The sequence below is a fragment of the Dubosiella newyorkensis genome, assembly GCF_001945605.1.
Taxonomy (GTDB): domain Bacteria; phylum Bacillota_I; class Bacilli_A; order Erysipelotrichales; family Erysipelotrichaceae; genus Dubosiella; species Dubosiella newyorkensis.
Genome location: NZ_MPKA01000009.1, coordinates 1 through 1311 on the forward strand (window position 1 = coordinate 1; position 1311 = coordinate 1311).

Annotated in this window: 3 protein-coding genes; 2 read left to right on the forward strand and 1 reads right to left on the reverse strand. The window is 41.9% G+C overall.

Annotated elements, in window-relative coordinates; all coding sequences use genetic code 11:
* Together BO225_RS00105 and BO225_RS12225 are read left to right on the forward strand one after the other, a co-directional pair.
* A partial coding sequence (locus BO225_RS00105; RefSeq protein ID WP_158023755.1) for an ATP-binding protein occupies positions 1-416 on the forward strand: 416 nt, incomplete at its 5' end.
* A gap of 175 nt (positions 417-591) precedes the next feature.
* Complete coding sequence (locus tag BO225_RS12225) at positions 592-846, forward strand: integrase core domain-containing protein (RefSeq protein WP_158023756.1); 255 nt, start codon at positions 592-594, stop codon at positions 844-846.
* A 164-nt stretch (positions 847-1010) separates the two neighbouring features.
* Here the strand turns inward: BO225_RS12225 and BO225_RS00115 are convergent.
* Positions 1011-1311: IS3 family transposase (locus tag BO225_RS00115; RefSeq protein ID WP_233120255.1), on the reverse strand; the 301-nt coding region annotated here is incomplete at its 5' end.

A 1311-nucleotide genomic window follows, 5' to 3' on the forward strand; every position in this document is an offset into this window, starting at 1 on the left:
TGGCCGTGAGCCTGGGAATCGAAGCCGCCAAGAAGAGGAACAGCACCTACTTCATCAAATGCCACGACCTCATCCAGCAGCTGAGAAAAGCCAACGAAGAAAATCGGCTGGAAAACCGTTTGAAGAATTACAGCCGGTACAAGCTGCTGATTATCGACGAAATCGGGTATCTGCCGATCACAAAAGAAGAGTCGAAACTGTTCTTTCAGCTGATCGACAAACGATACGAACAGAAAAGCACGATACTGACAACCAATATCGGCTTTGGCGAATGGGACGAGATATTTCAGGACCCCGTTATGGCCAATGCGATCCTGGACAGGATCCTGCATCATGCGCATGTCGTGTCCATTACCGGAAAGTCTTATCGGATGAAAGACCATATCAAGAAGAAGCCGCACACAAAGCAGGAATAAAGCAAATTGGTCAAAATCGAAAGAAGGATCGAAAAGATCCTTCAGTATCTTTCAAACAAAATTGAGCATTTTTATCTCATCGAATTTGTACATTTTTAACTTGACATCTACAGTGATCCACAGCGATCAAGGAGTTCAGTACACAAGCGAAGAATACAAAAACAAGACAGAAGGAATGGAAAGATCGTATTCGAGAAAAGGCAATCCATGGGACAACGCCTGCATCGAAAGCTTTCATTCACTGATCAAGAGAGAATGGATCAACTTCTACCATTTCGAAACAATGAAAGAAGCGAAGAAAGCCGTATTCGAATATATAGAAGGATTCTACAATACGATCCGGATCCATTCCCATTGCGGATACGAATCCCCGATGGAATACGAGAAAAACTACAAGATATTGAAAAAGATGCGTTTAGAAAAAAATTGAGAAGCGGCATTGACAATGGGGATCCCTAAGATAAGCTTGGGGCTTTTCAAGCTGCGGCAAAGGCTGGGAGTTTGAAAAGCAACAAGAAATGGGTTCTTAGGGATGGGGACCCGTAGTCAATGGAAAGCGGAACAAATTTTTTCGGATTTGTCAAAAACAGAAATTTAGATTGTCCTCAAACTTGACATAGTACCAGTTTCAAACTGCCGTTTCAAAACGTTTTTGGCTGTCTGCTGCTTGTTCGCGTTTTTAGGATATCTTTTCCTGGGACGATAGACAGACTGAAGATCCAAAAGACTCATCAAACGGTAAATACGCTTATGGTTTACCGGTTTTTCAGATATCTTATTGATCTTCATCGTCATCTTTCTATAACCGAAAAGACGGTTGTTCTTCTCACAGATTTCCTGGATCTGCTTTATCAAAAGACTGTTTTTATCTTCCATCGGCTTTTTATTCAGCCAT